The following is a 21,707-nucleotide window of genomic DNA, read 5'->3' as shown; positions in this document are numbered from 1 at the left end:
GGAGCCGGTTGGGCGTTGGGAGGAGATGCTGCGGGCGCGGCGGGCGGTTCGAGATGCGGCGCTCAGGCCGTCGCGCGCGGCCGGGGTGCGACGCGCCCCGGCGCCGTCAAGCTAGCGACGAAGCGTGCCGCTCCGCCTCGTCGTCGGCATCGGCGCCGCCGCCGCTGTTCGCGGCGCGGCTGGCCGACGGCTCCTGATGCAGCCGGTTCGCGTGCATCAGCCGGTACAGCGTGGCGCGCGAAATGCCGAGTTCGGCCGCCGCGTCCGACAGCTTGTAGCCGTGCCGCAGCAGCGCATGTTCGATCGCATCCTTTTCCGCCTTGCTGCGGATTTCCGCCAGCGTGACGGCCGGCGCGTTCTCCGCCTCGGGCAGCCCGAGGTCGCTCGCGGTGATGAAGCGGCCCTCGCTCATCACGACCGCGCGGCGCACGCAGTTGATCAGCTCGCGCACGTTGCCCGGCCACGGATAGTTCGACATCGCGACGATCGCGTCGCTCGACAGCCCGCGCAATTTGCGCGCGCCGTCCTGCTTGTACATGCTGAGCGCGTAGTTGGCGAGCAGCTTGATGTCGCCGCCGCGCTCGCGCAGCGGCGGCTCGATAAGGCGCAGCACGCACAGCCGGTGATACAGGTCGGAGCGGAACCGGCCGTCTTCGACCGCGCGGTCCAGATCGACGTGGGTCGCCGAAATCACCCGCACGTCGACGCTGATCGGCCCGTTGCCGCCGAGCCGCTCGATCGTGCCTTCCTGCAGGAAGCGCAGCAGCACCGCCTGGCATTCGTGCGGCATGTCGCCGATTTCGTCGAGAAACAGCGTGCCTTCGTGCGCGCTTTCGATCCGGCCGATCTTGCGTTGCAACGCGCCGGTAAACGCGCCGCGTTCATGGCCGAACAGCTCCGCCTGCAACAGACTCGGCGGAATCGCCGCGCAATTGATCGCGACGAACGGCCGGCTCACGCGCCGCGAGCGCTCGTGAATCGCCCGCGCGGTCAGTTCCTTGCCGGTGCCCGATTCGCCGGCGATGAACACCGGCGCGTCGGTCACCGCGCATTTGTCGATGCGCCGATACAGCTGCTGCATCGGCTCCGATTGGCCGACCATGCCGTGCCGGCCGAGCGACGGCTCCGGCGCGACGCGCGGCTGGCGCAGGCTCGACAGCCCGTGCGCATGGCCGAGCGCGAACACCAGCCGTTCGTTCAGCCACGGCTGGGTGACGAAATCGAAGCAGTAATCGAGGATGAAGCGGCTGATGAGTTCGTTGTCGGTCTGGCCCGGCACGATCTGCGCGACCCAGTTGGTTTCGACGCGCCGCATGCACAGCGCGAGCGCGGACAACTGTTGCGACGTGCATGCTTCGGGCAACTGAACGAGCCCGACCTTGATGTTCTCGCGCTCCATCATGCGTTCGGCGAGCGCGGTGCTTTTCGCGTGCACCGCCTGCCACCCGGACGCGGCCAGAAACTCGACGAGTTTGGGGTCGGGCGCATTCGCGACGTATAGAACGGTGCGTTCCATGTCGGCAGGCGTGCAAGTTGTAGTCATGGTTCCCCCGGTTCGATGCTGCAGGACTGCGATGCGACGTACTGGACAGACGGGCCGCTTACAGCCAGCCGGCTCAGCCCGCTCCGTTCGCGCGGCTGCGGGCCTGGTACTGGAGCGGCACTCACTGCTCACGGCAATCCGGCCGCGTTTCATTCACGGCAGCGGCGCTCGCAAAACAGGGTGCGCGCGGCGCGAACCGCAACGCGCTACAGGACGGACGAATCGTGCAATGCGACGCGCTAGCGTTCATTGCTGAAACTGCCCGGCGACTTTATCCCCGAATCGTGAAAACCACTTGAACCGCGAGTTGCCTCGTTGACCTGATACAGGCGCTCTGATTGGCGCATGGTCTAACGATAAGCGAAACGACGGGGAAGCGCCATACAAACAAATATGGATAAACAAATGACGTTTGCGTTATCGGAATTGCATGGACCACTAATGAATAAGCAGTCAAGCCCGTTTATGTGAAGCATCCCACATTGCGTTGCAATCGGTGACGGGTTTAAGCGTGACATAAATTCAGAAGTGTCGAAGCGCGGTGTTTCATACATGCGACAGTTCGGGCAGTCGCAGCCATAAGGCTTTGGCCATGCCGCGCGACTCGCGCCGCTTGCCGCCGGTGCCGCGCAAAGCGCGTGGGGGCAGCCCCGCGTCGCCGCGCCGTGGCCCGCCGGGACGGGCCGCACGACCGTGCTGCCGCGAATTCACGTGTCAGGAACGAATCAATGCGCGCGGCCCGGCGAGTTCGACTTGCCGGCGCGGCGGCCGCATTCGCGCGGCTGTCGCGGCCACTCAAGGCCCGCACGGCTTCGCGCTGATTGCGGCTCGGCCTGGCATAACCGTTGCAATAAGGTGCGCACAGAAAAAATGTTTGCCGCCAGCTCGACGGTACGGGGAAACCACCATTAAAAAAGAGCGGCGGCAATACAGCTGACTCGCGGACCGGTCGGGGAAGCCATTAGGTTTTGCGGGTGCGCGGCGGGGCCTTGTAATTTATATGTCGGATAAAAACGGGCGAATGGCGGATCGCATATCGGCATTCTTAACCGACGACGACAGGAGAGCGACTTCGCCGTTTTGCCTTTTCGACTTTTTTGTCCGCCGGACGCGAAAAGGATGTCGATAACGACAGGTGACGCGCAGACAACGTTTGCGAGCGACGCACCGACACGATGCAAGGGGCCGCGCCGGCCGGGACCAGCCGGCGCGAGGAAGCGAGGAGAGAGGCCACAGTCTCCATAGAGGGACGAATGTACGAGGTGAACCGGGAGCCGTGTCCGTGCATTGGCACGGGCACGGCGACCTGGCCCGGCGGCGGGCGCGGCGCGAGACGGCCGGACCCGGCGCAATCCTGACCGATATCGGGGGGTGTCATGAAACAACTGATTCGCAAGCCGGCCGTAGCACATGCGGCCGCGATTCCTGGTGCGCCGGCGAGTCCGGCCGCGGCGGGCGCTACCGCGCTGGGCTATCGGCGCCATGTGGCGGCGTCGCGGGCGCGCTTCTTCGCGCAGTCGGCGGCTTCGTCGGTCGATCTGCTGGCGCTGGTGGTGGCCGATGCGCTCCGGCGCAAGAGCCAGGCGGAGCTGCGTCACGAGCTGTTGCGCGACGCGCTGTACGAAATGCCGCCGCGGCGCCCGCGCGACGAGGACGGCAACGCCTCTGGCGGCCTTCGTGACGCCGGCAGCGACGCCGATTGCGACTCCGGCGATTGACCCGGGGCGGCAGTCAGCGCTGCGGGTCGTGGCACGGCGAAGGTCGTGACTGGCCAACAAGCATTCGACCAGGAAAGTGCCTTCGAGAAATACATCCATCACGACTTCAGCGTGCCGCGGACTCGCCATGATCGACATCTTCCTGATTGCCGCCAGCATCGATAACGCGCAGTGCATCGTCCAGCGTCTCGAAGACAGCGGCGTGCGTTACCGGCTGCGCACCGCGTACGGCTCGGTCCGGCAACTGCGGACCCATGCGCGGGTGATCCGCGGCGCCGACCTGCTGATCGTCGACGACGCCGATCTGAATGCGCGCGGCCTCGACGGCATCGAGGAAACCCTGGCCTGCGCGCCCGCGCTCCATTGCATGCTGATCACGGCGGCGCCGTCCACCGCGCTGCTCGGCGCGGCGCTGCGGGTCGGCGTGCGGCACGTGCTGGGCTGGCCGCTCGATGCGCTGGCGATCGCCACCGCGCTGCTCGAACTCGACGCGCAGCGCCGCGACGCCGAGGCCGGGCCCGAGCGGCGCGGCGGCCGGGTGGTCGCGCTGGCGTCGAGCAAGGGCGGCAGCGGCACGACGACGATCGCGGTCAACCTCGCGTGCGCGCTCGCCGCGCAGCGCGAGCGGCGCGTGCTGCTGATCGACCTGAGCCAGCAGTTCGCCGACGCGAGCCTGTTGATGGCCAACCGCCCGCCGCCGATGACGCTCGCCGACCTGTGTTCGCGCAACGAGCAGCTCGACGTGGCGCTGTTCGACGCGTGCGCGATGCACGTGCGCGCGAATCTCGATCTGCTGGCCGGCGCCGGCGATCCGCTGAAGGCCGCCGAGCTGCTGCCCGCGCAACTGGAGCGGCTGCTGACGCTGGTGCGCGAGCGCTACGACGCGGTGCTGATCGACATCGGCCAGAGCGTCAATCCGTTGACGATCCGCGCGCTCGACCACAGCGACACGATCTGCATGGTGGTGCGGCAGAACCCGCTGTATCTGCACGGCGCGCGCCGCATGCTCGACATCTTCCGCGAACTCGGCCATCCGGCCGGCAAGGTGCGGGTCGTCGTCAACCAGTACGACAAGAACGCGCAGATCAATCTGCCGACGCTCGAACGCACGCTCGGCGCGAAGGTCGCGCATCAGTTGCCGCGCGACGACCTGCACGTGAACGACGCGCTGAGCCGCGGCGTGCCGGTCGTCACGTCGGCGCGCGACAGCGCGCTCGCGCAGGGCATCGGCCTGCTCGCGAAGATGCTGTGGCCGGCCGGCGCCGAACGCCGCAGGAGCGTGCTGGGCCGGCTGCTCGAAACGTGGCCGAACCTGCCGCCGCAACTGAAGCCGGGGGTTTGAGGGCGGCGGCTTCGCCGCGGCGACGAAGCCGCGCTTGCCGCTCGGACTGCTCGGACTGCTCGGACTGCTCGGACTGCTCGGACTGCTCGGACCGCTCGGACCGAGCAGACCGCTCCAGCTGCTGCCGCAAAGAATCCGCTATTGCCGCCTCCGCCGCTGTGGACAGCGCCCGGCGCGGCTGCTACGCTCCGACCACCGAGAGACCGGCGTGGTCCGCCATCGAGCCCACCAACGGGCACGCGCGGGGCCGCCGGGTAGAAAAATAATTCGCAGGTCGAAGCGAGTATTCAATGAGCGGAATCGATTCATCGGGACAGCCGGAATGCGCGGGCCGCGCAACCGGAGCGAACCCGGCTGCCATGCCCGATAGCACCGTCCACGCCACCTCAGACTCCATCCAGCGCCCCCAGTCCGCAGCCCCCGCCGCACGCACGCTCGAAACGCTCGACCTGCGCGAGGCCGTGGTCGAAATCCTCGCGCGCGTGGCCGCGGCGACGCTGCTCAGTCTGTTCGCCTATGCGGCGATCAAACGCTGGCTCGCCGATCCGACGCGCATCACGCTGGTGCTGCTGGTGGTCGGCGCGTTCGTCACGGTGGGGCTGTCGCTGTTCGCGCGTGTACCGCTGCGGCGCGACTGGACGCCGTTCGCATTCGTCTGCGCGATCGGCGGCACGTTCTATTTCCTCGCGGTGCGGCTGGCGCCCGGCATTCAACTGATTCCCGAAGCCGCGGGCGCCGCGTTGCAGCTGTTCGGCATTTTCTGGGAGCTGTTCGCGAAGGCGTCGCTGCGCAGATCGTTCGGGATCCTGCCGGCCAATCGCGGCGTGGTGTCGGGCGGCGCGTACCGTTTCGTGCGTCATCCGATGTACCTCGGCTATTTCCTGCTCGATCTCGGCTTTCTGCTGGTCAACTTCGGAATCCAGAACGTGATCGTGTACGGCTGCCAGTTCGCGTTGCAGGTCGGCCGCATTCTGCGCGAAGAAAAGCTGCTGTCCGACGACGAGCGCTACCGCGCGTACCGGAGTAAGGTGAAGTTCCGGGTCATTCCGGGCGTATTTTGACGCGGCGGCAGCACCGCGTCGTCAGTCCATTCCAGCGAGACAATCACGTGAGCGCAGCATCGTCCATCCCACCAGCGCAGGGTTTCAGCGACCTTGCGTCGATCCTGGCCAATCCGGTTCTGAACACCGATTCGTACAAGGCCTCGCACTATCTGCAATACCCGCCCGATGCATCGGCGATGTTCTCGTACATCGAATCGCGCGGCGGCCGTTACGAGCGCACGCTGTTCTTCGGACTGCAGATGCTGCTGAAGGAGTACCTGTGCCGGCCGATCACCGCGGCGATGATCGAGCAGGCCCGCGCGTTCTTCGGCGCGCATGGCGAACCGTTCAACGAAGCGGGCTGGCGCCATGTGCTCGATCAATACGGCGGCTATCTGCCGGTGCGGATTCGCGCGGTGCCCGAGGGCTCGGTGGTGCCGACTCATAACGTACTGGTCACCGTCGAATGCGACGATCCGCAGGTGTTCTGGCTCGCGTCATATGTGGAGACGATGCTGCTGCGGGTCTGGTATCCGATCACCGTCGCGACCCAAAGCTGGCATCTGCGCGAAGTGATCCGCGCGTATCTGCTGAAAAGCAGCGATGACCTTACGCAACTGCCGTTCAAGCTGCACGATTTCGGTGCGCGCGGGGTGTCGAGCGCGGAGTCGGCGGCGATCGGCGGCGCCGCGCACCTCGTCAGCTTCATGGGTTCGGATACCGTGCTCGGTGTGCTGGCCGCGAATCATTACTACCACGACAGCATGGCCGCGTTTTCGGTGCCGGCCGCCGAGCACAGCACGATCACCGCATGGGGCCGCGAGCGCGAGGTCGACGCGTACCGCAACATGATCGAGCGCTTCGGCAAGCCGGGCGCGATCGTGTCGGTCGTGTCGGACTCCTACGATCTGTTCGCCGCGCTCGACGCATGGGGCGGCGAACTGAAACAGGCGGTGCTCGATTCCGGCGGCACGCTGGTGATTCGCCCGGACTCCGGCGATCCGCGCACGATCGTCTTGCAGACGCTGCACGCGCTCGACCGATCGTTCGGTTCGCTAACCAATAGCAAAGGGCGCCGCGTGCTGAACAACGTGCGGGTGATTCAGGGCGACGGCGTGAACGCGGAAACAATCGTCGAAATTCTCGCCGCGATGGACGAAGCCGGCTTTGCCGCCGACAACATCGTGTTCGGGATGGGCGGCGCGCTGTTGCAGCAGATCAACCGCGATACCCAGCGCTTCGCGATGAAGTGCTCGGCGATCCGGCTCGGCGACGCGTGGCACGACGTGTCGAAAGATCCGCTCACCGATCACGGCAAGCGCTCGATGAAAGGCCGCCTCACGCTGCTGCGCCATCGCCGTAGCGGCGAGTACCGGACCGTGACGCTGCCGGTCGTGTGGGACGAACACACGGTCGCGGGCGAGTGGGACGACGCGCTGGTGACGGTGTTCGATTCGGGTCGGTTGCTGGTCGATACGTCGCTGGCCGAGGTGCGCGCTCGCGCACATGCCGGTGAAGGTTGATTCACGTTTTACCGGGTGACCGTTTTATCGGGTGACGTTAGCTAGCCATGTCCGAATTCACGCTACAGATACCTGCCGATCCGCGCACCGCCGGGTGCATGCGCGCGTGGCTGGCGCGGGCCGGCCACGCCGGCCAGGTTGCTCAAGCCGACACCCGCCTGTTCGCGAAACTGATCGCCGAGCGCGATGCGCGCGGCGAACTCGCGCTGCTCGGCCTGCACGAGTCCGAATGGCGCGGCCTGCTCGCGCGGCATTTCGAGCGCGCGAGCGGCGAGCCGTTGCCACTGAAAATGACGCTCGACCAACACGCCGGCTTCGTCGCCGGCCTACGCGCGCTGCTGATGGCGAACGCCAGCAGCGCGGTCGATCCCGCCGACGCGCAGTGCGTCGCAACGATCATCGCCCACGCATGTCTGCGCCCCGATCATCTGTGGCGCGATCTCGGCCTCGCGGGCCGCGATGAAGTCACGTGGATGCTGACGCGCTATTTCCCCGCGCTGGTCGCGCTGAACGTCGATAACCTGCGCTGGAAGAAATTTCTCGCCGCTCAGTACGCGCGCTCGCAGGGTTTGCCGGCGCGGCCCGCGCCCGGCTGCCCCGGCTGCGAGGATTACGGCTACTGCTTTCCGGCGCCACGTTGACGCGCGCGGCGCCGGTTGGCCGCGGGTGGCGCGGCAAGACCGTTCGTGTATGCTTGCGCGCATGGCCGACACCGCAAAACCCGCGAAACCCGACACCGCTCCGGCGCAGAAGCGCACGAGAAATCTGACGAGCGCAACGAGCACTCCGAGCGCAAAAAGCGCGCACAACAAGCAGGGCACGGACAGCCCAGCGAGCGCGGCCAACGCGAATAGCGCGAAGAAATCAAACAACTCGAAGAGCGCGGTCCCACATCCCGAAGTGCGCTTCAGAATGCGTATCCGCAACGGCGACGCGGTCGCGCTCGGCCCGGGCAAAGTCGATCTGTTGGAAGCGGTGCGCGAATACGGTTCGATCTCGGCGGCGGCCCGCAGCCTGGACATGTCGTACCGGCGCGCGTGGCTGTTGATCGATGAACTGAACCGCTCGCTGAAGTCGCCGGCCACGCATTCGGAGCAGGGCGGTCAGAGCGGCGGCGGCTGCACGCTGACGCCGGTCGGCGAAACCATCATCCGTCTGTATCGCGACGTCGAGGAAGAGGCGCGGCGCAGCTGCGCGAAGCCGCTCGCCGAACTGCTGAAACTGATCCGTTCGTAAGCGGGCCGCGCGGCTTCGGCGCAGCGTCCTCAACCGTGCCGCAAACAGAACGCCGAAGCCGGCGCCTGACGAAGCTGCGCGACATGGTCCGGATGCAGCCGCGCGATCAGATCGACGAAACTCGCGACGCTCGCGGTGCGCAACGGGTGATAGTCGATCGAGTGACGCTCGCAGATCCGCTTGAGCGTATTCATCGAATCGTGATCGACGCAATCGACCGGAAACACCACCAGATCCGCGCCCGGCAGCGCGGCCGCCAGCAAGCCCTTGCGATCCTCGACGCCGCCGTCATGCACGAGCAGTTCGCCGCCGGCCGCTTCCACCAGCCGCTTGAGCGCGGCGTTCGAGCCCGGCCGGCCGCCGACATAGACGATCCGCTTGCCCTGCACGCCGTCGAGACTCGCGCGGCGTGAGCCCGCGCCGTTCGCGGTGTTGGCGGCATCGGCGGCGTCGACGGTCGCGCGTTCCAGCGCATCGCATTCGCTTTGCACCAGCCTCAACAGCGCGAGCGCCTGATCGCGGCTGCGCCGCAGCGCGGCCGCCGCTTCCTGTTCCTGCTGCATGCGCTGCTCGGCCGCTTCGCGACGGCTCGTATGCAGCGCGACGCGTCGATCGGCGGTATCGAGCCATTCGCGCAACTGCTGCACTTCGGTCGCGAGGCCGGCCGCATCGGCGGGCAGCGGGCGCGCGGACTGCGCATTCAGTTGCGCGATCTGCTGGTTGAGCGCCGCGATCGACGCATCGCGCTCGACGCTCACCTGCTGCAAGCGGCTCTGCTGCCGCTCGATCTTTTCCTTCAGCTCGGCGTTTTCCTGTTCCAGCGCGACCAGCCGGCGGATATCCGCGCGATTGGCCGCGCCGACCAGATGCGACAGCATGTGCAGCTCGCCGAATGCTTTCTGGCGCACCGGCATCGTCGCGAACGGATGCGTGACGAGTGCCCAGTACGCGGGCGGGATGTCGCCGTTTTTCAGCGCGTCGTCCCAGAGGTTCAGCAGCTCGGTTTCATCGGCGGCTTTGTCGAAGCGGCGGATCGCGCCCGCGTAACGTTCGTCGAGCAGTTTGTGCAGTGCCTTCGCGCCGGGGCCGCCGGCGATCGCGAGTTCCACCGCGGTGTGGTGAATCTCGAGGTCGCTCGCGTCGCGCCGGTCGAGGTCCGCGAATTTCGGCACCAGCTTGCGCAATTCGTGCGTGCTCAGACAGGTGCCGATGATCGAGCAATGCAGATGACTGTCCAGTTCGGCTAGCCGCGCGCGCCGCTTCGCGTTGAGCGGCGGCGCCGCGTTGACGGGCGAACAGCACGCGTCGCGCGGACGGATGCCGGCGTTCGCGAACTCGTCGCCGGATAGCTTCAGACGCGGCGGCTGGGCAAGGGGAAACGGGGGCGTGTGCATGAAGGTCTCGGCTCCGGTTCGGGTCAGTCGGGGTGAACGCCGGCGCGCCGGCTGTGCTGCTCCAGCACGTGGCCGACGCACAGCCCGACGATCGCGGCGTCGAGCCGTTCGAGTTCGGCGACAGCGCGGCGCAGCGCGGGCGGGTCGTTGCTGAACGCATCGGAAAAGATCGTGTCGCGCAACGACTCCGCGAGCCGCGCTTCCTCGATCGTCGCCTTCAGTTCGCGCAGCCGCGCGAAGCCGGTGCCGCGCGCCTGTTCGGCGAGGATCGACAGCAACTGGTTCAGCGAATGCGAGCCCGACGTGCCGATCGCCTTCAGGCTCAGCAGCTCGCCGCTGAGCAGCATCACGAAGCGCTGCACGCTGCCGTACAGACGCCGATACGCATCGACGACGTCGCGAATCGACTCTGCGCGGCCGCGCTCGGACGCCGACCGGACCGCGACGATCGCCGACGAAATAGGGTGCGCCGGGCGTGGCCCGGTAGCTGACAAGGTGGATCGACTGCGCACCGCTGATGGCTCCCGCTGCTGCGTGACTGGCCGGTAGCGCTGCGCCGCGGCGTGCGGCGGAGCCTACCGTAATATCCGACAGGATATAACGAAAGACTGTGCGCGTGTTGCGGTGCGGTCTGATCGAAAGCGTCGCGAGGTAGCGGGAGAAGCCCCCCGCATCGGTCCGGATTCACCCGGCGACGCGGTTTTCCGCTATCGTGTGCGCGATGCCCGCCGCATAGCCGCGCGGGCCCTTTTTTACGGAGCGCCGGAGACCGCGCTCCCGCCACACACGACTACTTCAATGAGCGATACCAACACCCACCCGAACGCCCAACTGATCGCCCGTTTCTACGACGCGTTCCAGCGGCGCGATGCCGAAACCATGGTCCGCTGCTATGCCGACGACGTCGTCTTCAGCGATCCCGCCTTCGGCGAGCTGGTCGGGGAAGAAGCGCGCGACATGTGGCGCATGCTGGTCAAGCACGCGCAGGATTTTTCGCTGACTTTCGACGGCATCGAAGCCGACGACCGCACCGGCCGCGCGCAATGGGTCGCGCGTTACTGCTTCAGCCAGACCGGCCGCGACGTGGTGAACCGGATCGATGCGAAATTCAAATTCCGCGACGGGCTGATCGTCGAGCATCGCGATCACTTCGATCTGTGGCTGTGGATGCGTCAGGCGATGGGCGTGCGCGGCGCGCTGTTCGGCTGGTCGCCGTTCGTGCGGCGGTTGCTCAGGCAGCAGGCGCGGCGCGGTTTGCTGATGTATCGCGGGCAGTTGCATCGCGATTAAACGCGCGGGTGCGGCGGCCGGCCCGGCCGCTTATCGCGCGTATGATCGGAAAGCATGCGCGCCCGCATCCCGGCGGGCCGCCCCGCGGGGAGCGCCATGCAAGTCGTCGATGCCGCCTGGGAACAGTGGTTGAGCAGCAATATCGCGCGCGGCTGCACGCCGGTCTCGCTGATCGATGCGATGGTGCAGGCGGGCTTCGACGCCGACGAGGCCCGCGTCGCGGTCCACGAAGCGTTCGGCCAGCGCCGCAGCAACCCGCCGCGAGTCGCGTCCGTGACGATCCCCGCCGCGCGCGCCGACCATCACGACCATGACGAACCCTCATATCAGCACGACGACACCCCGATCGCGCGCGCCAATCTGATCCGCGCGCACGACCGCGACGTGCGCGTGCTGCTGCGCTGCGAGCGGCCGCAACTGGTCGTGTTCGCCGATCTGCTGTCGGCCGATGAATGCGGCGAGCTGATCGAACGCTCGCGGCATCGGCTGCAACGCTCGACCACCGTCAATCCGGTGACCGGCAGCGAGGACGTGATCCGCAGCCGCACCAGCGAGGGCGTCTGGTATCGGCGCGGCGAAGATGCGTTGATCGAGCGGCTCGAGGCGCGCATCGCGAGTCTGACGAACTGGCCGGTCGAAAACGGCGAGGGCCTGCAGGTGCTGCATTACGGCAGGAGCGGCGAATACAGCCCGCATTTCGACTACTTCGCGCCCGATCAGCCCGGCAGCGCGATGCATACCGCGCAGGGCGGCCAGCGGGTCGCGACGCTGGTGATCTATCTGAACGATGTGATCGACGGCGGCGCGACGATTTTTCCGGCGGTCGGATTGTCGGTCGCCGCGTGCGCGGGCGGCGCGGTCTTCTTCCGCTACCTGAACCTCCGGCGCGAGCTGGATCCGTTGACGCTGCACGGCGGCGCGCCGGTCCTCGCCGGCGACAAATGGATCCTCACCAAATGGCTGCGCGAGCGCGCTTACGGTTGATAAACGTCCGGCCGATGCAGCTCCATATACCGCTCGGGATTCGCCAGCGACGTGAAGCCGTGCGGCGCATATACGTGGTGCGCGTCGGTGGTGACCAGCACGATTCTGCGCAGAGCGCGCAGTGCAGGGTGGGCGAACACCTGGCGGATCAGCGCGGACGCGTGGCCCTGGCCGCGCTGCGCGGGCAGCACGAACACGTCGCACAGATACGCGAAGGTCGCCTGATCGGTGATCACGCGGGCGAACGCGATCTGTTCGCCGTCGACAAAGCCGCCAAAACATAGCGAACCGGCGACCGCCCGCTCGAAGGTCTCGCGCGGCATCCCTTTCGCCCACGCGGTTTCCTGTGACAGAAACGTATAGACCATCTCGAGATCGAGCGCGCCGGGGTCGGTCGAAATCGTCAGTTCGCTGGCTGGCATCGCGTGTCTCCGTGATGGATGCCGCGCGGTTGCTCCGCGCGGGACTGGCTCAGCGGCTCAGCTCTTCGCGGTGGTTTCGCCGCCGCGCGAGCCGCCGCCGATGCTCTGTCCCGCGTTGCGCGCGAGCCCCATATAGCCGAGCACCGACAGCAGCGTCAGCACGCCCGCGAACAGGAACGCGAGACGGAAATCGTCGAGCGTGAACACATGGCCGGTCGTCTCGCCGTTGAAGGTCGCCGCGATGCGCAGCGACACCGCGCCGAACGCGATGCCCAGACCAATGGTCATCTGCGCGGCCGCGCTCCACAGCGTGCTGGCGCCGCTCATCTGCTGCTGCGGGATGTCGGCGTACGCGAGGGTGGCGAGCGTCGAGAACTGCATCGAACGCGCGACGCCGTACACGAACACCACGAACAGGATCAGCGCGAGCGGCACGTTCGGCGTCAGCAGCCCGCACGCGATGATGAACACGCCGGCCACCGTCACGTCGATGATCGACACCATCCGGAAGCCGTAGCGTTGCAGGATTCGCGTGGTCAGCGCCTTCATGCCGAGATTGCCGAGCGCGCTGGCGAGCAGCAGCAACCCCGAGCGGAACGCCGACAGCCCGAAGCCGACCTGGAACAGCAGCGGCATCAGATACGGCACCGCGCCGATGCCGATCCGCGTGAACGAGCCGGTGATCACGGTCACCGAGAAGGTCGGCACCTTCAGCGTCGATACATCGATCAGCGGATTCGGATGATGCTTCGCGTGCAGGAACGCGATTGCGCCGACGATCAGACCGCCGAGCACGACCGCGCCGGCGAGCCACGGGTTCGTTGCCGGCTGGCTTGCGAGTTCGGCGCCGTACAGGATCGCGGTCAGCGCGACGCCGCTCAGCAGCAGACCGACGAGGTCGAGCGGTTTGCGCTCGGTGCCGCGCAGGTTCGGCACGATCGCGAGCGCGACCGCGATCGCCGCGAGGCCGAACGGCACGTTGAGCAGGAAGATCCAGCGCCACGACGCGTAGGTGGTGATGAAGCCGCCGATCGGCGGGCCGACCACCGGCGCCGCGATGGCCGGCCAGGTGATCGTCGAGATGGCCTGCATCATGCGGGCTTTCTCGGTGCTGCGGACCACGATCAGGCGTCCGACCGGCACCATCATCGCGCCGCCGATCCCTTGCAACAGCCGCGCGGCGGTGAATTCGGTGACGTTCTGCGACAGCCCGCACAGGATCGACGCGACCGTGAACACGCCGATCGCGCTGACGAACACGGTGCGCGCGCCGCAGCGGTCGGCGACCCAGCCGCTGGCCGGAATGAAGATCGCGAGCGCCAGCATGTACGCGGTCATGCCCAGACTCAGGCTGTTCGGGCCGACGCCGAACGAGTGCGCCATCTGCGGCAGCGCGGTGGCGATCACCGTGGTGTCGAGATACTCCATGAAGAAGGTGGCCGCGACGATGTACGGCAGCCAGCCGACGTGCGCGTTGCGGGGAGTGCCGGTGCTCATCGGACGGGCTCCGTCGTTTGGCATGGAGCGGGGCGCGCGGCGTGTGCGTGAATGCGCGCCGCTGGCGTATTGACGGGCCGGCGCGAGGCGCGCGAGAAGATTGACCTCATGGGTTTGCGACTACCTTTCGATTGCGTTTGGGCCGGCGCTGCGGGCGCGCGGGCCGGCCCCGAATCGTAACGCAATAAATGGCGACACACCGGGGAGGTGTGTGCGGCGCCGGGCTCGTTTCGCGCCACGTAGTCTTTGGCGAACCGGCCGTTCAGCGGCCGTTGACGTGCCGCTAACGCCCGCCGCTCAGTCCTTCGCCGCGTATTGCTTGTCGAGCCGGTCGTACAGCGGCTTGTTGACCAGTCGTTGACGCTCGCTGAACGGCGCGACGATCGTCGCGTCCTCGTCGAGCCGGCCGTTCTGCTGCAGCGAGCCGAGCGCGCGCTGCATGCCGAGCACCGCGCCTTGCAGCGCCGCGTTCGCATACAGCACGATGCCGTAGCCGAGCTTGGCGAGCGCGTCGCGCGACTGCACCGGGGTCTTGCCGCCGATCACGATATTGATCAGCTGCGGCTTGTCGAACAGCGCCGGCAGCCGTTCGATGTCGGCCAGCGACTCGGTCGCCTCGATAAACAGAATGTCGGCGCCCGCCTCGATGAAGCGATGGCCGCGCTCGATCGCCGCTTCGATCCCGTGGACCGCGGCCGCGTCGGTGCGCGCCATGATCTGCAGGTTCGCGTCTTCGCGCGCGTCGACGGCCGCGCGGATCTTGCCGACCATCTCGCTGGTCGCGACGACCTCCTTGCCGGAGAAGTGGCCGCATTTCTTCGGCATCACCTGGTCTTCGAACTGGATCACGTCGGCGCCGCTGCGCTCGAGCACGCGCACCGTCTGGCGCACGTTCAGCGCGTTGCCGAAGCCGGTGTCGGCGTCGACGATCAGTGGCAGCGCGACCGCGTCGCGGATCCGCGCGGTGTGCTCGGCGACTTCGGCCAGACCGATGAAGCCGAGGTCGGGCAGGCCGAGCGACATATTGGTGACGCCCGCGCCGGTGATGTAGACCGCCTCGAAACCGGCGTCCTCGATCACGCGCGCGCTCATCGCGTTGAACGCGCCGGGCACGAGCAGGCCCTGACGCTGGTTGACCTTGGCGCGGAACGCGGCGCGGCGGGTGGCGGAAGTGGTGGTCATGATGCGGGTCTCCAGAACAGAAATCGGGGGTGTGAAACGCGGGCGGTATTTTGCAGGAAGCGTGCCATTGGTGGTCGGTTCGCCGGCGGTGCGGCGGTAAGGCTTGTCAATCAAGGACTTGCGAGCTATTTGTTGGACGCGGCGTTCGTGGGACAATCGCGGAAGTGTTTCGCGAAACGTTTCGTGGAACGATTCGCGGAACGTTCGGGGCGACGGCTCATGCTATGAAGTGGCAGTGTTTCGTGCGCACCGCGTAGCGTTTCACGGACCGTTTCACCGAACACGCCAAACCATACTGATTGAACCGTTTTTGGCCAGGAGAGCCGCGGTGTCCACCTTCACGCCCTTTGTCGCCCAGTCGAACGCCGGTCTGCCGGGCGTCGCCCTCGTCAGTATCAGCCGCTTGCAGTCGCTTTGCGAGACCGTCGCGCCGCGCTATGCCGGCCAGGCGAGATTTTTTCCGGTCCGGGAGGGCTACGCGGCAGCGGTCGCCGCGTTACAGGCCTACGTGGACGCCGGTTCCGTCGACGTCGTGCTGGCCGCCGGCTCGAACGGCGCGTATCTGCGCGACCACCTGAGCGTGCCGGTCGTAATGGTCAAGGTGAACGGCTTCGACGTACTGAACGCGATCACCCGCGCGACCACCAGCCGGCCCGGCGCGCGCATCGGCCTCGTGCTGTACGAGACGATCGCGCACGAACTCGACGAACTGGGCCCGTGGCTGAACGTCGGGCTGACCCAGCGCGCGTATCGCTCGCCCGACGACGTGCGGCTCGCGGTCGAACAGCTTGCCGCCGCCGGTTGCGGTGTGATCATCGGGCCGGGGATGGCGTGTGATCTGGCGCAGCAGGCCGGCATCGACAGCGTGTTCCTGTACTCGCTCGGCGCGGTCGAGGAGGCGTTCGAGCGCTCGGTCGAACTCGCGCGGGTGAGCCGCCAGCAGGAGGCGAGGCGGCGACGGCTCAATACGATCGTCGCGCATCTGCGCGACGGCGTCGCCGCGTTCGACCACGCGGGCCAGCTCGAAGCGGTCAATCCGGCGATGCTCGAACTGCTGGGCGTCGCACCCGATGCGACTCGCGGCGACGGCCTCGCATCCGGCCCGGCCCGTGGCGACGGCCTCGCATCCGGTCCGGCCCGCGGCGACGGCCTTGCATCCGGTCCGCCCCGCGGCGACGGCCTCGCATCCGGTCCGGCCCGCGGCGATGGCCTTGTATCCGGGATGGCGAGCGATGACCTCGCCCCCGGTGCAACCCGCGGCAGGGGCCTCGCACCGAATGCGGCCCGCGGCGACGGCCTTGTATCCGATATAGCCCGCGGCGCCAACCACGTTCACGCGCAGGTCGCCCGCGCGCTCGCGCCGCTGCTGCGTGAAGCCCTCGCGGCGACCGCGCCGGGCGACGGGCGGATTGAGCGTATCGAACGCATCGAGCGCATCGAACAGATCGGCGGCCGCGCGCTGAGCGTGAACTGCGTGCCGATCGTCGAACAGGGCGCGCGCGCCGGTTTCGTCGTGACCGCGCAGGACGCGCTGGTCGCGCAGCGGATCGAGCGCTCGTTGCGCACCAGCCAGCGGCCGAAGCATCTGGTCGCGCGCCATCGCCTGGACGACCTGATCGGCGCGTCGCCGGCGCTTGCGCGGGTGCGCCGGCTCGCCCACGCGGGCGCCGCGCACGATGCGACCGTGCTGCTCACCGGCGAGAGCGGCACCGGCAAGGAACTGGTCGCGCAAGGCATTCACAATGCGAGCCGGCGGCGCGGCAACCCGTTCGTCGCGTTCAACTGCGCGGCGCTGCCGGAGGGGCTGATCGAAAGCGAGCTGTTCGGCCACGAGGAGGGCGCGTTCACCGGCGCGCGACGCGGCGGCAAGCCGGGGCTGTTCGAGATCGCCCACACCGGCACGATCTTTCTCGACGAGATCGGCGAAATGCCGGCCGCGCTGCAAAGCCGGCTGCTGCGCGTGCTGCAGGAGCGCGAGGTGATGAAGCTCGGCGCCGGCCGCGCGACCCCGATCGACGTGCGGGTGATCGCGGCGACTCACCGCGACTTGCTGGAGCTGGTCGAACAGGGCGCGTTCCGCGCGGATCTATATTTTCGATTGAACCTGCTTCAGATAAAATTGCCGCCGCTGCGCGAACGCCGCGCCGACATTGCGCCGCTCGCGCGGCATCTGCTGGCGCGCAGCGCGTCGCAGTACGGTCTGCCGGCGGCGTCGTTCGAACGGGTGCTCGCGTTTCTCGAACCGCTGTTCGCGCAGTACGCTTGGCCCGGCAACGTCCGCGAACTGGAAAACCTGCTCGCGCGCGCGGCGATCTACGTCGGCGACAGCGGTCACGAGCCGGCCATCGATTCCAGTGATGATGCCGCGGGGAACTCGCCTGTCACCGCCTTGCCAGACTGGCAGGCGGTGTTTCCGGAGTTCGGACGGCTCGGCCCGGCAATGGCCGCACTCGCAGGACCGGCCGGAGCGGCTGGACCTGCCGGCCCGCCGCCTGAAGCCGCCGCGGGCAGTTCGTTGCCACGCAGCACTCCCACCCGCGAGGACGCGCTCCGCGCCCTCGAACAGTCGGGCGGCAATCGTGCCGCCGCGAGCCGTGCGCTCGGGATCGGCCGAACCACACTGTGGCGACTTCTAAAGGGCTGAAACGCCCCCATATGGGATCCGATAGTCTGTACCGGCAAGATAAATAGTGCCAGACTATCAATCTCATTAATACAATTCGCTTTACCTATTAATTGTAGTCTGACATACTCGCTCTACTTCCCAACCACTCACACAGAGGAATCAGCAAATGCCGATCATCAACAGTCAAGTCAAACCGTTCAAGGCGCAGGCATATCTCAACGGCGAATTCGTGACCGTCACCGAAGAAAGCCTGAAGGGCAAGTGGTCGGTTTTCGTGTTCTACCCGGCTGACTTCACGTTCGTGTGCCCGACCGAACTGGGCGACCTGGCCGATCGTTACGAAGAATTCAAGAAGCTGGGCGTGGAAATCTACAGCGTGTCGACCGATACGCACTTCACGCACAAGGCATGGCACGACACGTCGGACACGATCCAGAAGATCCAGTACCCGATGCTGGCTGACCCGACGCTCGCAATCTCGCGCAACTTCGACGTGCTGATCGAAGAAGAAGGTCTGGCACTGCGCGGCACGTTCGTGATCAACCCGGAAGGCGAAATCAAGCTGTGCGAAGTCCACGACAACGGCATCGGCCGTGACGCCGGCGAACTGCTGCGCAAGGTGCAGGCCGCGCAATACATCGCTAAGCATCCGGGTCAAGTGTGCCCCGCCAAGTGGACGCCGGGCGCAGAAACGCTGACCCCGTCGCTCGACCTGATCGGCAAGATCTAAGGTCTCGCAGCACACGCTGCATCTGTAGTCAGCATCAAGCCGGGACTCCCCGGCGCATCACCGCGCGGCTCGCCTGATACGGCGTGTCGCGCGTCCCCCGGGCCCCACGCGTTCTATCCGGACGCCTGCGGCGCCGGGACACCCACCCCTCGTCACGGAATCGTAACGCCATGCTTGACGCCAATCTCAAGACTCAACTGAAAACGTACCTCGAAAAAGTTAGCAGGCCTATCGAACTCGTCGCGTCGGTCGACGACAGCGCGAAGTCGCAGGAACTGCTGGCCTTGCTGAACGATATCGCGACGTTGTCGGAGCGCGTCACGGTGATCGAGCGTCGCGGCGACGACGAGCGCAAGCCGTCGTTCTCGATCGGCGAGGCGGGCAAGGCGAGCGGCATCCGTTTCGCCGGCATTCCGATGGGGCATGAATTCACGTCGCTGGTCCTCGCACTGCTGCAGGTCGGCGGCCATCCGGTCAAACTCGACGACGCGGTGATCGAACAGATCCGCTCGCTCGACGGCGACTATCAATTCGAAACGTATTTCTCGCTGTCGTGCCAGAACTGCCCGGAAGTCGTGCAGGCGCTGAACGTGCTGGCATTGATCAACCCGCGCATCCGTCACGTCGCAATCGACGGCGCGCTGTTCCAGAACGAAGTCGACGCGCGCCAGATCATGGCGGTACCGATGATGTTCCTGAACGGCGAGATGTTCGGCCAGGGCCGCAGCAGCGTGAAGGAAATTCTCGCGAAGCTCGACACCAATGCCGGCGCACGTGCCGCGAAGGAACTCGAAAACAAGCCGGTGTTCGACACGCTGATCGTCGGCGGCGGCCCGGCGGGCGCGGCCGCGGCAATCTACTCGGCGCGCAAGGGTATTGCGACCGGCGTGGTGGCCGAGCGCTTCGGCGGTCAGGTGCTGGACACGCTGGCGATCGAAAACTTCGTGTCGGTGACGGAAACCGAAGGGCCGAAGTTCGCCGCCGCGCTCGAACAGCACGTGAAGGCGTATGACGTCGACATCATGGACGTGCAGCGCGCCGAAGCGCTGATCCCGGGCCGCATCCACGAAGTGCGTCTGGCCAACGGCGCGGTGCTGAAGGCGAAGACGATCGTGCTCGCGACCGGCGCGCGCTGGCGCGAAATCAACGTGCCGGGCGAGCGCGAGTACCGTAACCACGGCGTCGCCTACTGCCCGCACTGCGATGGCCCGCTGTTCAAGGGCAAGCGCGTCGCGGTGATCGGCGGCGGCAACTCGGGCGTCGAGGCGGCGATCGACCTCGCGGGTCTGGTGCGCGAAGTGACGCTGCTCGAATTCGGCGCAACGCTGCGTGCCGACGAAGTGCTGCAACGCAAGCTGCGCAGCCTGCCGAACGTGAAGATCGTCACCCAGGCGCAGACCACCGAAATCACCGGCGACGGCAAGAAGGTCAACGGTTTGGTGTACAAGGACCTCGCGTCCGGCGAAGTGAAGACGGTCGAGCTCGAAGGCGTGTTCGTGCAGATCGGTCTGGTGCCGAACACCGAATGGCTGAAGGGCACGGTCGAGTTGTCGAAGCACGGCGAGATCGTCGTCGATGCACGCGGCGCGACTTCGGTGCCGGGCGTGTTCGCGGCCGGCGACGTGACCACGGTGCCGTTCAAGCAGATCGTGATCGCGGTCGGCGAAGGCGCGAAGGCATCGCTGTCGGCATTCGATCATCTGATCCGCACCAGCGCGGACGATGAAGTCGAGGCGGAAGCCGAAGCAACGGTTTGATCCAGTAGTGCGATGTTGTGAGTAGTAAAAACGGCGGCCCTCGGGTCGCCGTTTCTGTTTGTGCGCACGCATACGACAAGGCCCGCATCACAGCGGGCCTTGTCGCGTCAGCGCAGCGGAATCCGCATCATCGCCGGTCGAACGAGTACTTGCCGGGGCCGGTCACGCACAACAGCAGCAGGCCGCCGATGATCGCGATGTTCTTGTAGAAATGGATCATGTTGTCGTACTGCATCGCGCCGGTCATGTTCCAGTAGTGATGGCCGATGACCGCGGTGCCGAGCGTGTACAGCGCGAGCAGCAACGCGAGAGGCCGCGTGAAAAATCCCACCAGCAACGCGACGCCGACCACCAGTTCCATCACCACCGCGATCACCGCCGACAACGCCGGCGCCGGCGCGCCGGTCGATGCCATATAGGCGACAGTGCCCGCGAAGCCGGTCAGCTTCGACCAGCCGAACATCACGAACAGCACCATCAACAGAATACGGGCGACCAGAACGACGACGTCTTTCTGCTTTTCAAACAGTGTGTAACGCATGATTTTTCCCGCAGGAGTAGGGAGAGACGCTCGCCGGTAACGTTCATCCGGCGAGCTCATTTCAGGTTAGTCGATTAACCGCGCAAGCGGAGCGCTTAGCCCCATAGTGCCGAGGTTTCGATATTGCGCAGATCGAACACCAGCACTTCCGCATCCTGCCCTCGCGAGAAGGTCAGCGCTTCTTCGCCGCGCACTCGCGCGCCGTCGCCTTCGTGGAACTCGACACCGTTCACCGTGACGCTGCCGCGCGCCACGTGCACATACGCATAGCGGTCGCTGGCGAGTTCGAGCGTGGCGGTTTCGTCGCCGTCGAACAGACCCGCATACACCCGCGCATCCTGCTGCAACTGCAGCGAACCGTCCGCGCCGTCCGGCGACAACACGAGGCGCAGTACGCCGCGCTTGTCGGCCGCGCTGAAATGCTGCTGTTGATAGCGCGGCGAGGTGCCTTGCTGCGCCGGCGCAATCCAGATCTGCAGGAAGTGCACCGGCTCGTTCTTCGAGTGGTTGTACTCGCTGTGCGCGACGCCCGTGCCCGCGCTCATCAACTGGATGTCGCCCGGCACGATCACCGAACCGGTGCCCATCGTGTCCTTGTGTTCGAGCGCGCCTTCGAGCACGTACGAAAAAATCTCCATGTCGCGGTGCGGATGCTTGCCGAAGCCTTGGGCCGGTGCGACGCGGTCGTCGTTGATCACCAGCAGGTCGGAGAAGCCGTTCTGCTTCGGATCGTGATAGTGCGCGAACGAGAACGTATGACGCGAACTGAGCCAGCCGTGTTCCGCGCGGCCACGTTGGTTGGCTTGTCTGATTTCGAGCATCTTTTTTCTCCTTGAGTTTGTCGTGCGATCCGCCAGGTAGTTGGCTGCAATCGATGAA

General features: G+C 66.5%; 19 protein-coding genes. 11 read left to right on the top strand and 8 right to left on the bottom strand.

The features are described 5' to 3' along the window. Positions 1–106: 106 nt before the first annotated feature. Positions 107–1,543: a sigma-54 dependent transcriptional regulator gene (locus tag BTH42_RS27650; RefSeq protein ID WP_075304347.1), complete on the bottom strand. Its 1,437-nt coding sequence runs from the start codon at positions 1,541–1,543 to the stop codon at positions 107–109. A 1,376-nt stretch (positions 1,544–2,919) separates the two neighbouring features. Between BTH42_RS27650 and BTH42_RS36140 the strand changes: the two genes are divergently transcribed. From BTH42_RS36140 to BTH42_RS27620, 6 genes are all read left to right on the top strand, one after another. Beyond that, positions 2,920–3,261, top strand: coding sequence for a hypothetical protein (locus BTH42_RS36140; RefSeq protein WP_075304346.1), 342 nt, complete (start codon positions 2,920–2,922; stop codon positions 3,259–3,261). A gap of 127 nt (positions 3,262–3,388) precedes the next feature. After that, the gene (locus tag BTH42_RS27640; RefSeq protein ID WP_075304345.1) at positions 3,389–4,603 is read left to right on the top strand and encodes an AAA family ATPase; all 1,215 of its coding nucleotides are present in this window, start codon (positions 3,389–3,391) and stop codon (positions 4,601–4,603) included. Positions 4,604–4,962: 359 nt separating this feature from the next. Continuing rightward, on the top strand, positions 4,963–5,664 hold the full coding sequence (locus BTH42_RS27635; RefSeq protein WP_075304344.1) for an isoprenylcysteine carboxylmethyltransferase family protein: 702 nt from the start codon (positions 4,963–4,965) through the stop codon (positions 5,662–5,664). A gap of 47 nt (positions 5,665–5,711) precedes the next feature. Beyond that, on the top strand, positions 5,712–7,169 hold the full coding sequence (locus BTH42_RS27630) for a nicotinate phosphoribosyltransferase (RefSeq protein ID WP_372237291.1): 1,458 nt from the start codon (positions 5,712–5,714) through the stop codon (positions 7,167–7,169). A 98-nt stretch (positions 7,170–7,267) separates the two neighbouring features. Further along, positions 7,268–7,810, top strand: a complete 543-nt coding sequence (locus BTH42_RS27625; protein ID WP_075304343.1) for a nitrogen fixation protein NifQ — start codon at positions 7,268–7,270, stop codon at positions 7,808–7,810. Positions 7,811–8,081: 271 nt separating this feature from the next. Beyond that, positions 8,082–8,405 (top strand): winged helix-turn-helix domain-containing protein, encoded by a 324-nt coding sequence (locus tag BTH42_RS27620; protein WP_075304373.1) that lies wholly within the window; start codon positions 8,082–8,084, stop codon positions 8,403–8,405. Between the two features lie 29 nt (positions 8,406–8,434). Here BTH42_RS27620 and BTH42_RS27615 read toward each other — a convergent pair whose 3' ends face one another. Both BTH42_RS27615 and BTH42_RS27610 read right to left on the bottom strand, forming a co-directional pair. Then, positions 8,435–9,799: a DUF2325 domain-containing protein gene (locus BTH42_RS27615; RefSeq protein WP_075304342.1), complete on the bottom strand. Its 1,365-nt coding sequence runs from the start codon at positions 9,797–9,799 to the stop codon at positions 8,435–8,437. Between the two features lie 23 nt (positions 9,800–9,822). Further along, positions 9,823–10,293 (bottom strand): hypothetical protein, encoded by a 471-nt coding sequence (locus tag BTH42_RS27610; protein ID WP_256702332.1) that lies wholly within the window; start codon positions 10,291–10,293, stop codon positions 9,823–9,825. Positions 10,294–10,597: 304 nt separating this feature from the next. Here BTH42_RS27610 and BTH42_RS27605 point away from each other — a divergent pair, with 304 nt between their 5' ends. Beyond that, the gene (locus BTH42_RS27605) at positions 10,598–11,089 is read left to right on the top strand and encodes a nuclear transport factor 2 family protein (protein WP_075304341.1); all 492 of its coding nucleotides are present in this window, start codon (positions 10,598–10,600) and stop codon (positions 11,087–11,089) included. 96 nt (positions 11,090–11,185) lie between these two features. Next, positions 11,186–12,073, top strand: coding sequence for a 2OG-Fe(II) oxygenase (locus BTH42_RS27600; RefSeq protein ID WP_075304340.1), 888 nt, complete (start codon positions 11,186–11,188; stop codon positions 12,071–12,073). Here BTH42_RS27600 and BTH42_RS27595 read toward each other — a convergent pair. From BTH42_RS27595 to BTH42_RS27585, 3 genes are all read right to left on the bottom strand, one after another. Beyond that, on the bottom strand, positions 12,064–12,495 hold the full coding sequence (locus tag BTH42_RS27595) for a GNAT family N-acetyltransferase (protein WP_075304339.1): 432 nt from the start codon (positions 12,493–12,495) through the stop codon (positions 12,064–12,066). The two genes, BTH42_RS27600 and BTH42_RS27595, sit on opposite strands and share 10 nt — an antisense overlap. 57 nt (positions 12,496–12,552) lie before the next feature. Next, positions 12,553–13,992 carry a DHA2 family efflux MFS transporter permease subunit gene (locus BTH42_RS27590; RefSeq protein ID WP_075304338.1) on the bottom strand — a complete coding sequence of 480 codons (1,440 nt, stop codon included), beginning with the start codon at positions 13,990–13,992 and terminating at the stop codon, positions 12,553–12,555. 297 nt (positions 13,993–14,289) lie between these two features. After that, positions 14,290–15,174: an oxaloacetate decarboxylase gene (locus BTH42_RS27585; protein ID WP_075304337.1), complete on the bottom strand. Its 885-nt coding sequence runs from the start codon at positions 15,172–15,174 to the stop codon at positions 14,290–14,292. A gap of 328 nt (positions 15,175–15,502) precedes the next feature. Here BTH42_RS27585 and prpR point away from each other — a divergent pair, with 328 nt between their 5' ends. From prpR to ahpF, 3 genes are all read left to right on the top strand, one after another. After that, the gene (prpR, locus tag BTH42_RS27580) at positions 15,503–17,818 is read left to right on the top strand and encodes a propionate catabolism operon regulatory protein PrpR (RefSeq protein ID WP_083654942.1); all 2,316 of its coding nucleotides are present in this window, start codon (positions 15,503–15,505) and stop codon (positions 17,816–17,818) included. Positions 17,819–17,966: 148 nt separating this feature from the next. Then, entirely contained in the window at positions 17,967–18,530 is a 564-nt protein-coding gene (gene ahpC, locus BTH42_RS27575) for an alkyl hydroperoxide reductase subunit C (protein WP_075304336.1), read from the top strand. Positions 18,531–18,700: 170 nt separating this feature from the next. Next, the gene (ahpF, locus tag BTH42_RS27570) at positions 18,701–20,287 is read left to right on the top strand and encodes an alkyl hydroperoxide reductase subunit F (protein ID WP_075304335.1); all 1,587 of its coding nucleotides are present in this window, start codon (positions 18,701–18,703) and stop codon (positions 20,285–20,287) included. Positions 20,288–20,414: 127 nt separating this feature from the next. On the opposite strand, the gene BTH42_RS27565 is transcribed toward ahpF, so the two are convergent. Then, entirely contained in the window at positions 20,415–20,828 is a 414-nt protein-coding gene (locus tag BTH42_RS27565) for a DoxX family protein (RefSeq protein ID WP_075304334.1), read from the bottom strand. Between the two features lie 95 nt (positions 20,829–20,923). After that, complete coding sequence (locus BTH42_RS27560) at positions 20,924–21,649, bottom strand: pirin family protein (protein ID WP_075304333.1); 726 nt, start codon at positions 21,647–21,649, stop codon at positions 20,924–20,926. Positions 21,650–21,707 lie beyond the last annotated feature (58 nt).

The sequence above is a fragment of the Burkholderia sp. SRS-W-2-2016 genome (genome assembly GCF_001931485.1).
Lineage (GTDB): Bacteria > Pseudomonadota > Gammaproteobacteria > Burkholderiales > Burkholderiaceae > Paraburkholderia.
The sequence above is the reverse complement of the archived record's forward strand: the minus strand, read 5'-3'. Positions and strand labels throughout refer to the sequence as shown.

Coding starts and splice junctions, on each gene's coding strand:
- ahpF (WP_075304335.1), top strand. CDS start 18,701: ATGCTTGACGCCAATCTCAAGACTCAACTGAAAACGTACCTCGAAAAA.
- BTH42_RS27595 (WP_075304339.1), bottom strand. CDS start 12,495: ATGCCAGCCAGCGAACTGACGATTTCGACCGACCCCGGCGCGCTCGAT.
- BTH42_RS27560 (WP_075304333.1), bottom strand. CDS start 21,649: ATGCTCGAAATCAGACAAGCCAACCAACGTGGCCGCGCGGAACACGGC.
- BTH42_RS27605 (WP_075304341.1), top strand. CDS start 10,598: ATGAGCGATACCAACACCCACCCGAACGCCCAACTGATCGCCCGTTTC.
- BTH42_RS27600 (WP_075304340.1), top strand. CDS start 11,186: ATGCAAGTCGTCGATGCCGCCTGGGAACAGTGGTTGAGCAGCAATATC.
- BTH42_RS36140 (WP_075304346.1), top strand. CDS start 2,920: ATGAAACAACTGATTCGCAAGCCGGCCGTAGCACATGCGGCCGCGATT.
- BTH42_RS27585 (WP_075304337.1), bottom strand. CDS start 15,174: ATGACCACCACTTCCGCCACCCGCCGCGCCGCGTTCCGCGCCAAGGTC.
- BTH42_RS27590 (WP_075304338.1), bottom strand. CDS start 13,992: ATGAGCACCGGCACTCCCCGCAACGCGCACGTCGGCTGGCTGCCGTAC.
- ahpC (WP_075304336.1), top strand. CDS start 17,967: ATGCCGATCATCAACAGTCAAGTCAAACCGTTCAAGGCGCAGGCATAT.
- BTH42_RS27650 (WP_075304347.1), bottom strand. CDS start 1,543: ATGACTACAACTTGCACGCCTGCCGACATGGAACGCACCGTTCTATAC.
- BTH42_RS27635 (WP_075304344.1), top strand. CDS start 4,963: ATGCCCGATAGCACCGTCCACGCCACCTCAGACTCCATCCAGCGCCCC.
- BTH42_RS27565 (WP_075304334.1), bottom strand. CDS start 20,828: ATGCGTTACACACTGTTTGAAAAGCAGAAAGACGTCGTCGTTCTGGTC.
- BTH42_RS27640 (WP_075304345.1), top strand. CDS start 3,389: ATGATCGACATCTTCCTGATTGCCGCCAGCATCGATAACGCGCAGTGC.
- BTH42_RS27620 (WP_075304373.1), top strand. CDS start 8,082: ATGCGTATCCGCAACGGCGACGCGGTCGCGCTCGGCCCGGGCAAAGTC.
- BTH42_RS27625 (WP_075304343.1), top strand. CDS start 7,268: ATGCGCGCGTGGCTGGCGCGGGCCGGCCACGCCGGCCAGGTTGCTCAA.
- BTH42_RS27615 (WP_075304342.1), bottom strand. CDS start 9,799: ATGCACACGCCCCCGTTTCCCCTTGCCCAGCCGCCGCGTCTGAAGCTA.